The organism is Pseudomonas sp. NBRC 111139 (genome assembly GCF_001753955.1).
In the GTDB taxonomy this organism is placed as follows: domain Bacteria; phylum Pseudomonadota; class Gammaproteobacteria; order Pseudomonadales; family Pseudomonadaceae; genus Aquipseudomonas; species Aquipseudomonas alloputida.
Map to the genome: position 1 here is coordinate 36,418 of NZ_BCBP01000061.1, position 8,105 is coordinate 44,522.

Consider the following 8,105-nt stretch of genomic DNA (forward strand, 5'->3'; position numbering starts at 1 on the left):
TCAGCGCGCCCTCGCCAGCTCACGCAGCCACTGCAGCGTTTCACTGGCCAATGCCTGATAGTGAGACAGTATATCGGCCAGGCCCACCCAGAAGACGAACATGCCCATGACCAAGGTCAGCGGGAAGCCGATGGAGAAAATATTCAGCTGTGGCGCTGCGCGGGTCATTACGCCAAAGGCGATGTTCACCACCAGCAGCGCGGCAATCACCGGCAGAATCAACAGCAGGCCGGCACCGAACACCCAGCCCATGCGCCCGGCCAGCTCCCAGAAGTGGTTGACCACCAGCGCACTCCCCACCGGCAAGGTGGTAAAACTTTCGGTCAGCACCTCGAACACCACCAGGTGGCCGTTCATCAACAGGAACAACACACTCACCAGCATGGTCATGAACTGGCTGATTACCGTGACGTTGACCCCGTTGGCGGGGTCAACCATCGAGGCGAAGGCCATGCCCATCTGCACCGCAACAATCTGCCCGGCAATCACGAAAGCCTGGAACAACAACTGCAAGGCCAGGCCAAACAGTGCGCCAACGATGATCTGCTCGGCGCACAGCAGCAAACCGCGCAGGCTCAGCGGGTCGAATTCAGGCAGTGGCGGCAGTGCCGGCACGATTACCACGGTGATGGCCACGGACACGTACAAGCGCACCCGCGCCGGCAACATGCGGGTACCGAAAATCGGCATGGTCATCAGCACCGCGGTCACCCTGAACAACGGCAGGATGAAGGTGGCGACCCAGGTGCCGATCTGCGTGTCGGTCAGTTCCAGCATCGCCGCATCAACCTATGAGCTGCGGGATGTTGGTGTAGAGCGTGGTGATGTACTCCATGAATTTCTGCACCAGCCACGGCCCGGCAATGATCAGCGTGATCAGCATCACCAGCAGGCGCGGCAGAAAGCTCAGGGTCTGTTCGTTGATCTGCGTGGCCGCCTGGAACATCGCCACCACCAGGCCCACCAACAGGCTCGGCACCACCAGCACGGCAACCATCAAGGTTGTCAGCCACAGGGCATCACGGAACAGGTCGACAGCTACTTCAGGTGTCATCGGCGGCTCTCCTTGACGGCGTCAGACGCCGCCGAAACTGCTGGCCAGGGTGCCCATGATCAGCGCCCAGCCGTCGACCAGCACGAACAGCATGATCTTGAAGGGCAGCGAGATGATCAGCGGCGACAGCATCATCATACCCATGGCCATCAGCACACTGGCCACCACCATGTCGATGATCAGGAACGGGATGAAGATCATGAACCCGATCTGGAACGCGGTCTTGAGCTCCGACGTGACGAATGCCGGCACCAGGATCGTCAGCGGCACCTGGTCGGGGCCGGCGATGTCGGTGCGCTTGGACAGGCGCATGAACAAGTCAAGGTCGCTCTGCCGGGTTTGCGCCAGCATGAAGTCCTTGAGCGGGCCCTGGGCCTTGTCGATCGCCTGCTGGGCAGTCATCTGCTCCTTCAGGTACGGCTGCAGCGCGTCCTGGTTCACCCGATCGAACACCGGCGCCATGATGAACATGGTCAGGAACAGCGCCATGCCGGTCAACAGCTGGTTCGACGGCGTCTGCTGCAGGCCCAGGGCCTGGCGCAAAATCGAAAACACGATGATGATGCGAGTAAAGCTGGTCATCAGAATGACGAACGCCGGGATGAAGCTCAGCGCGGTCATGATCAGCAGGATTTGCAGGCTGACCGAATATTCCTGTTGCCCGTCCGGGGTGTTGGACAGGGTGATGGCCGGGATCGACAGCGGGTCGGCGGCCAGGGCCAGCGGCGCAGCCAGCAGCAGCGCCAGAGTCAACAACGTACGCAGCGCGCCGCTCATCACTTGTTGTCCTTAGGGTCCTTGCCCATCAGCTCCATCAGCCGCTGGGCAAACTCCGGCGTCGCCTGACGGACGCTTGCCGGCACTTCCACGGGTTCGGCCAGTACGTGCAGGGCCTCGATGGTGCCGGGGGTATGGCCTATCAGGATCTGCTCCTTGCCCACCTGCACCAGCAGCAGGCGGTCACGCGGGCCGATGGCACGGCTGCCGACAATCTCGATCACCTGCCCACCCTTCACAGCGGTGCTCTGCAGGCGCCGCAGCAGCCAGGCCAGGAAGAAGATCAGGCCCACCACCAGCAGCAGGCCCAAGACCATCTGCGCCAGCTGCCCGCCGAGACTGCCAGGTTGAGCCGCCGGGGTGGCCGCTGGCGTGGCCGCAGCCAGGCAGGCGTGGCTGGCGAACAGCACCGCTGCCACGGCGATGGCGCGCATCGTGCCCTTCACTCAGCGCAGCTTCTTGATACGTTCGCTGGGGCTGATCACGTCGGTCAGGCGGATGCCGAACTTTTCGTTGACCACGACCACTTCGCCATGGGCGATCAGCGTACCGTTGACCAGCACGTCGAGCGGCTCCCCGGCCAGGCGGTCGAGCTCGATCACCGAGCCCTGGTTGAGCTGCAGCAGGTTGCGGATGTTGATCTCGGTGCTGCCCACTTCCATGGAAATGTTCACCGGGATATCCAGGATCACGTCCAGGTTAGGGCCTTCGAGGCTGACATTTTCGTTCGGCTTCGGCGAGCTGGCGAATTCTTCCATCGGCAGGCGGCCCGGGCCGCTGCTGCCGGTGTCCCCGCCCAGCAGTGCATCGATGTCGGCCTGGCCGGCAGAACCGGTTTCCTCCAACGCTGCGGCCCACTCATCGGCCAGTGCCTGGTCCTCTGGGGAGGTGATCTCGTTTTCGTTAGCCATGATTTCCTCGACAGGCATTCAATTCGTTGTAAGCGACCGGCACACCGTCAGCGGCGTTCGATCGGGTCAATGATCTGCAGGGCCAGGTTGCCCTTGTGCGAGCCCAGCCGCGCCTTGAACGCTGGCACCCCGTTAGCGCGCAGCACCAGGTGCTCGGGCAGCTCCACCGGGATCACGTCACCCGGCTGCATGTGCAGGATGTCGCGCAGCTTCAGCTGGCGTCGGGCGACCGTGGCGGTCATTGGCACGGCCACGTCCAGCACGTCCTCGCGCAGGGCCTTGACCCAGCGCTCGTCCTGGTCGTCCAGGTCCGACTGGAAACCGGCGTCGAGCATTTCCCGCACCGGCTCGATCATCGAGTACGGCATGGTCACGTGCAGATCGCCGCCGCCGCCGTCCAGTTCGATGTGGAAGGTGGACACCACCACCGCCTCGCTGGGGCCGACAATGTTGGCCATGGCCGGGTTGACCTCGGAGTTCATGTACTCGAAGCTGACCGGCATGATCGCCTGCCAGGCTTCCTTGAGGTCGACGAAACACTGGTCCAGCACCATGCGCACCACACGCAGTTCGGTCGGGGTGAACTCACGCCCTTCGATCTTGGCGTGGCGGCCATCGCCGCCAAAAAAGTTGTCCACCAGCTTGAACACCAGCTTGGCGTCGAGGATGAACAGCGAAGTGCCGCGCAGCGGCTTGATCTTGACCAGGTTGAGGCTGGTGGGCACGTACAGCGAGTGCACGTATTCGCCGAACTTCATGACCTGCACGCCCCCCACGGCCACGTCTGCGGAGCGGCGTAGCAGGTTGAACATGCTGATACGGGTGTAGCGGGCGAAGCGCTCGTTGATCATTTCCAGGGTCGGCATGCGACCCCGCACGATACGGTCCTGACTGGTCAGGTCGTAGCTTTTGATACTGCCAGGCTCGGATGCACTCTCGGTCTGCACCAGCCCGTCGTCGACACCGTGCAACAGGGCATCGATTTCATCCTGGGACAGCAGGTCCTGTACGGCCATTGCGGACTCCTACTGCAATACGAAATTGGTGAACAGCAACTGGTCGATGACCGGCTTGCCGACTTCCTTCTGCGCCACTTCCTGGACCACCGCGGTGGCCTTCTGACGCAGCATCTCCTGCCCTACCGGGCTGCTGGCGAGGGTGTCGAACCCTTGCCCGGAGAACATCATCACCAGGTTGTTGCGGATCACCGGCATGTGCACCTTGAGGGCATCCAGGTCGGCCTGGTTACGCGCCTGCAGGGTGATGCTCAGCTGCATGTAGCGCTGGCGGCCGTTCTGGTTGAAGTTGACCACGAAGGCCGGGGTCAGCGCCTCGTAGATCGCCGCTGGCTTGACGTTGCCGGCCGCGGCTTCGGCGGCCGGAGCGGGCTCGCTCTTGTGCATGATGAACCAGGTAGCGCCCACCGAAAGGCCGATCGCCAGCAGCAGGCCTACGACGGCCAGCAGGATCAGCTTGAGTTTGCCTTTAGTGGCGGGGTCTTTGACTGCTTCGCTCTTCGCCATGCCAATAATCCGTCGTCCATCGGGGGGTTCAAGGGAGGATGGCTTGGCTTGAGCAAGTGTTATGCCAGATTTTGCAGGGGATGGATTCCAGCAGGTTTTGCGGTGCTGGCTGCTTCGCGGCCACGCCCGCTCCCACAGCTACCGCACAGGGTTCGAAATCAACGAAATGCCTGTGGGAGCGGGCTCGCCCGCGAAGAAGCCAGCCCAGACCAACCGTTATCAGGCGTAGTAATCGACCGCACTGTCGCCGACAACCACCTGCTGCTCCAAAGGCCGGGCGCTATCGACCGCCTCGACCCCACCCTGCTCGGCCCGGCGCGCCGCCACCCCGGAAAGGTTGCTGCCCTGCGCCTGCCCCTGCTGTTGTTGCTGCCCGCGCGACTGGTCAGCCACGTTGACATCCGGCTGCGCCAACCCCTGCTGGGCAAACAGTTCGCGCAGGCGATGCACCTGGCTATCGAGGGCGTCACGCACGCCGGCGTGGCCGCTGATGAAGGTGACCTGGGTGGCCTGGTCCGCCGCAACATTGACGCGAATGTCGAGGCGACCGAGTTCTGCCGGCTCCAGTTGGATATCAGCCGACTTGAGGTTCTGGCTGGACAGGTACATGACCCGGTTGACCAGGCCTTCGGCCCAAGCGTTCTGATTCATTGGCAATGGCTGATGCAGCGGGTTCGCATTGGCCGGCACGGCATTGGCGGTCTTGGCCGTGGCCGCCTGGGTCAGGTTGGCCAGGCGGTTGGCAAAATCATCGATGCGGGTGTCGCTGCTGGCACTCTTGGTGTCTTTCAGGCCGTCCTCAAGCAAGCTGCCAAAGGCCTTGTCACCGGATTCGGCGCTTTCGCCATCGGTATTCTCGACCAAATTCGCCAAGGTATTGACGGCCGCCTGCCCTTCCTCGCCCTGAGCCTGGGCAGCATCGAGGGCATGTGCCGAGGTGCCACCCTTGGCCTGGGCACTGTGCTCCAGCGCGAGGCGCAGGGTTGGCAGGTTGGCCAGGGGGTCAGCATCCGGATCGAAGGCCTCCTCGGCGGACGGCTCTTCAGGCAGTGCCGCGGCGACCTGGGTTTGCGCCGTGGCCGCCTGCAGCACTGGCGCCACCGCCTCGGCCTGAGCCTGGATCAATTGCGCGCCGGGCTGGGCATCAGTGACCTGACCGGCCACCAGGCTGGCATCACGCACACCCGTATCGGCCTGGGCCGAATCCTCTTCTGGCAACTTGTTGCCGTCATCGGCAACTGCAGCTTTGCCAGCCGGGTCTTTCTTGCCGCCGGCTGCCGCATCAGGTTTGTCCTTGGGCTTGGCTTGAGCGACCTTGTCGTCCTGCCCGGTAACCTTGTCGCGGCCCTGCTTGGCCATCACCTGGCCAAAGGCATCGCCCTTGTCGCCCAGCGCCTGCAGCGGCTTGTCCGCCTGCACGGTGGCCGAACGCGAGGTCTTGGCAATGGCATTGGCTTGCAACAAAGGGTTGGGTGCGACAGGCATCGAGCGGTCTCCGCGCCAGAATCAAAAATCATCGGTGCAGAGACAGGCAAGACTCGCGCCAACTCGCGTATCAGCCTGCGGAAATACGTTGCTGCTCACCACGGTAAAAGTGCTGCACCACGACGAATTCCATGTCGATGCGGCTGATCAAGTCTTCAATTCCATATAACGGAGGCCGCCGTGCGCGCTCTTCGAGCTGCTGGCACAGGCTGGCCAAGGCCACCGCGCCCATGTTGCTGCTGCTGCCCTTGAAACTGTGGGCTGCCGCGCCAAGCTCCTCGGCGCTTTTGGCCGCGTGCAGCTGGCCAAGACGCCGCTCTGAGTCGTCGAGAAAAGTCTGCACCAACTGCAGGTAGCCATCTTCCATGACCTCACGCAGGTCACTGAGTACCTTGTGGTCAATATGCATGTCAGTCACTTGTTCACTCCTTGATCAAGCCAGATTATGCCCGAGCCAACCCGTGGCTCACCATACGAACTCCACATGCGCGCAACGCCCGCCCTCACTCCAGCGCGCGTCACTGGCCAACTGCCGCACCAGATTCAGACCGCGACCGCTCAGCCCCTGATCCAGCGAAGGCCGCGCAAGCACTTGCTGCACGTCGAAGCCGGCACCGCTGTCGCGCACCTCGATCATCAGACGCCCACCGCCGCCATGCGGTTCAACCTTGAAATCGATGCTTACAAAGCCTTCGGTCAGCGAGCCCAGGCGCCGGGCGCGCTCCTGGTAATAGTCGGTAAAGCCCTGCACATCGCGCTTGAGCTGTGAGTCCAGGCCCAGCACACCATGCTCAAGCGCATTGGCATACAACTCGCTAAGCACACTGTGCAAGTTGCCGGTACGCGCGCGCAGGCCATGAATTTCTTGCAACAACTGCACCAGGTAAGGCACAGGGTTGAAGCGCTTGAGGCTTTCGCCCCGCACTTCGAAGCTCAGCGACCAGTCCAGCGGGCTGGAGCGGCCACTATCAGAGTAGATCATCGGTGCCGGCACCCGCTCCTCGGCAGTGAACATGCGAATGTCGCACAAGCTGATGTCATCGCGTGGCTGCCCACCAAAACGCTCCAGGGCCAGCATCAGCTCATCGAACAACTGCACGGGGTCGTGGTTGTCGGCCAGCACCGCTCGCAGGCGCTGTACGCCAAACAGGCGCTCCTGGTCGTCGGCGGTATCGAGCACACCGTCTGACAGCAGCAACAGGCGCTCGCCCGGTGCCAGCGGCAACACCTCTGTGCTGTCATCGAAGCGCTCAGCGGCCAGAATGCCCAGCGGCAGGTGCCGCGAACTCAGTGCAGACAGCACTTGGCCATCCACCGACAGGCGATAACCATCGGGCATACCGCCATTCCACACCTCCACCGAGCCGCGCTGCATGCTGAGGTTGAGCAGCAGCGCACAGCAGAACATGTCCACCGGCAGGATGCGCTTGAGCTTGGCATTCATCTCGCGCAGGATCTGCGCCATGCCGTAGCCCTTGGCGGTCATGCCGTAGAACACCTCAGCCATCGGCATGGCGCCGACCGCCGCCGGCAGGCCATGACCGGTGAAATCGCCAAGCAGCACACGCATGTCGCCGGCCGGGGTAAATGCCGCCAGCATCAGGTCGCCATTGAACAGCGCGTAAGGCGATTGCAGGTAGCGAATGTTGGGTGCAGAAAGGCAACCCGAGTGGGCCACCTTGTCGAACACCGCCTTGGCGACCCGCTGCTCGTTAAGCAGGTGATGGTGATGCCGGGTGATCTGGTCACGCTGTTCCAGTACCGTTGCCTGCAAGCGACGCAGACGGTCCATGGCGCGAATCTTGGCAGCGAGGATCACCGCACTGTAGGGCTTGGCCATGAAATCATCGCCCCCCGCCTCCAGGCAACGCACCAGGCCTTCTTCTTCATTCAGCGACGTCAGGAAAATGATCGGCACCAGCGCCTCGCCAGCCAATGCCTTGATCTGCCGCGCCGCCTCGAAGCCATCCATGACCGGCATCAAGGCGTCCAGCAGCACCAGTTGCGGGCGCCGCTCGAGGTACAGCGCTACCGCCTGCTCGCCGTTCTCCGCAGTGAATACCTGATGCCCCTGGCGGCGCACGATCTGCGCAAGCAGAAGGCGATCGACAGCACTGTCTTCGGCGACCAGCACGGTCAACGCCTGTTCGGCCGGCATGTCGGCGCTCAACTGATATCGAAGAGTTTTTCGAAATTGGAGATAGCGAGAATCTTGCGCACGTCGGAGCTGGCATGCACTACCCGCACATCCGACTCGTCGCCGCCCGCGTGGTCGCGCAGCAACAGCAGCATGCCCAGCGCGGAGCTGTCGAGGTAGGTGGTGTCCTTCAGGTCGACGACCACCGAATCCGGCCG

11 protein-coding genes are annotated in these 8,105 nt (G+C 62.8%); all 11 read right to left on the reverse strand.

Annotated elements, in window-relative coordinates; all coding sequences use genetic code 11:
- Window positions 1-777 carry a flagellar biosynthetic protein FliR gene (fliR, locus tag BJQ17_RS22940; protein WP_003254413.1) on the reverse strand — a complete coding sequence of 259 codons (777 nt, stop codon included), beginning with the start codon at window positions 775-777 and terminating at the stop codon, window positions 1-3.
- 7 nt (window positions 778-784) lie between these two features.
- Window positions 785-1,054, reverse strand: a complete 270-nt coding sequence (gene fliQ, locus BJQ17_RS22945; protein WP_003254414.1) for a flagellar biosynthesis protein FliQ — start codon at window positions 1,052-1,054, stop codon at window positions 785-787.
- A 21-nt stretch (window positions 1,055-1,075) separates the two neighbouring features.
- Entirely contained in the window at window positions 1,076-1,831 is a 756-nt protein-coding gene (gene fliP, locus BJQ17_RS22950; RefSeq protein ID WP_003254415.1) for a flagellar type III secretion system pore protein FliP, read from the reverse strand.
- The gene (gene fliO / locus BJQ17_RS22955) at window positions 1,831-2,265 is read right to left on the reverse strand and encodes a flagellar biosynthetic protein FliO (RefSeq protein WP_014860286.1); all 435 of its coding nucleotides are present in this window, start codon (window positions 2,263-2,265) and stop codon (window positions 1,831-1,833) included. Before fliO ends, fliP begins: the two co-directional genes overlap by 1 nt.
- Window positions 2,266-2,277: 12 nt before the next feature.
- Complete coding sequence (fliN, locus tag BJQ17_RS22960) at window positions 2,278-2,742, reverse strand: flagellar motor switch protein FliN (RefSeq protein WP_003254417.1); 465 nt, start codon at window positions 2,740-2,742, stop codon at window positions 2,278-2,280.
- A 47-nt stretch (window positions 2,743-2,789) separates the two neighbouring features.
- Entirely contained in the window at window positions 2,790-3,758 is a 969-nt protein-coding gene (gene fliM / locus BJQ17_RS22965; RefSeq protein WP_003254418.1) for a flagellar motor switch protein FliM, read from the reverse strand.
- Between the two features lie 9 nt (window positions 3,759-3,767).
- Window positions 3,768-4,265, reverse strand: coding sequence for a flagellar basal body-associated protein FliL (gene fliL, locus BJQ17_RS22970; RefSeq protein ID WP_054889678.1), 498 nt, complete (start codon window positions 4,263-4,265; stop codon window positions 3,768-3,770).
- Between the two features lie 219 nt (window positions 4,266-4,484).
- Window positions 4,485-5,750 (reverse strand): flagellar hook-length control protein FliK, encoded by a 1,266-nt coding sequence (locus BJQ17_RS22975; protein WP_070096695.1) that lies wholly within the window; start codon window positions 5,748-5,750, stop codon window positions 4,485-4,487.
- A 70-nt stretch (window positions 5,751-5,820) separates the two neighbouring features.
- Entirely contained in the window at window positions 5,821-6,168 is a 348-nt protein-coding gene (locus tag BJQ17_RS22980) for an Hpt domain-containing protein (RefSeq protein ID WP_004577674.1), read from the reverse strand.
- Between the two features lie 48 nt (window positions 6,169-6,216).
- The gene (locus tag BJQ17_RS22985) at window positions 6,217-7,908 is read right to left on the reverse strand and encodes a fused response regulator/phosphatase (RefSeq protein ID WP_070096696.1); all 1,692 of its coding nucleotides are present in this window, start codon (window positions 7,906-7,908) and stop codon (window positions 6,217-6,219) included.
- Window positions 7,909-7,916: 8 nt separating this feature from the next.
- Window positions 7,917-8,105 (reverse strand): STAS domain-containing protein (locus BJQ17_RS22990; protein WP_139139810.1); only part of this gene is annotated, 189 nt, incomplete at its 5' end.

Excerpts from the sequence above, each read along its gene's own strand:
- fliR (WP_003254413.1), bottom strand. The coding sequence starts at position 777 with ATGCTGGAACTGACCGACACGCAGATCGGCACCTGGGTCGCCACCTTC.
- fliQ (WP_003254414.1), bottom strand. The coding sequence starts at position 1,054 with ATGACACCTGAAGTAGCTGTCGACCTGTTCCGTGATGCCCTGTGGCTG.
- fliP (WP_003254415.1), bottom strand. The coding sequence starts at position 1,831 with ATGAGCGGCGCGCTGCGTACGTTGTTGACTCTGGCGCTGCTGCTGGCT.
- fliO (WP_014860286.1), bottom strand. The coding sequence starts at position 2,265 with ATGCGCGCCATCGCCGTGGCAGCGGTGCTGTTCGCCAGCCACGCCTGC.
- fliN (WP_003254417.1), bottom strand. The coding sequence starts at position 2,742 with ATGGCTAACGAAAACGAGATCACCTCCCCAGAGGACCAGGCACTGGCC.
- fliM (WP_003254418.1), bottom strand. The coding sequence starts at position 3,758 with ATGGCCGTACAGGACCTGCTGTCCCAGGATGAAATCGATGCCCTGTTG.
- fliL (WP_054889678.1), bottom strand. The coding sequence starts at position 4,265 with ATGGCGAAGAGCGAAGCAGTCAAAGACCCCGCCACTAAAGGCAAACTC.
- BJQ17_RS22975 (WP_070096695.1), bottom strand. The coding sequence starts at position 5,750 with ATGCCTGTCGCACCCAACCCTTTGTTGCAAGCCAATGCCATTGCCAAG.
- BJQ17_RS22985 (WP_070096696.1), bottom strand. The coding sequence starts at position 7,908 with ATGCCGGCCGAACAGGCGTTGACCGTGCTGGTCGCCGAAGACAGTGCT.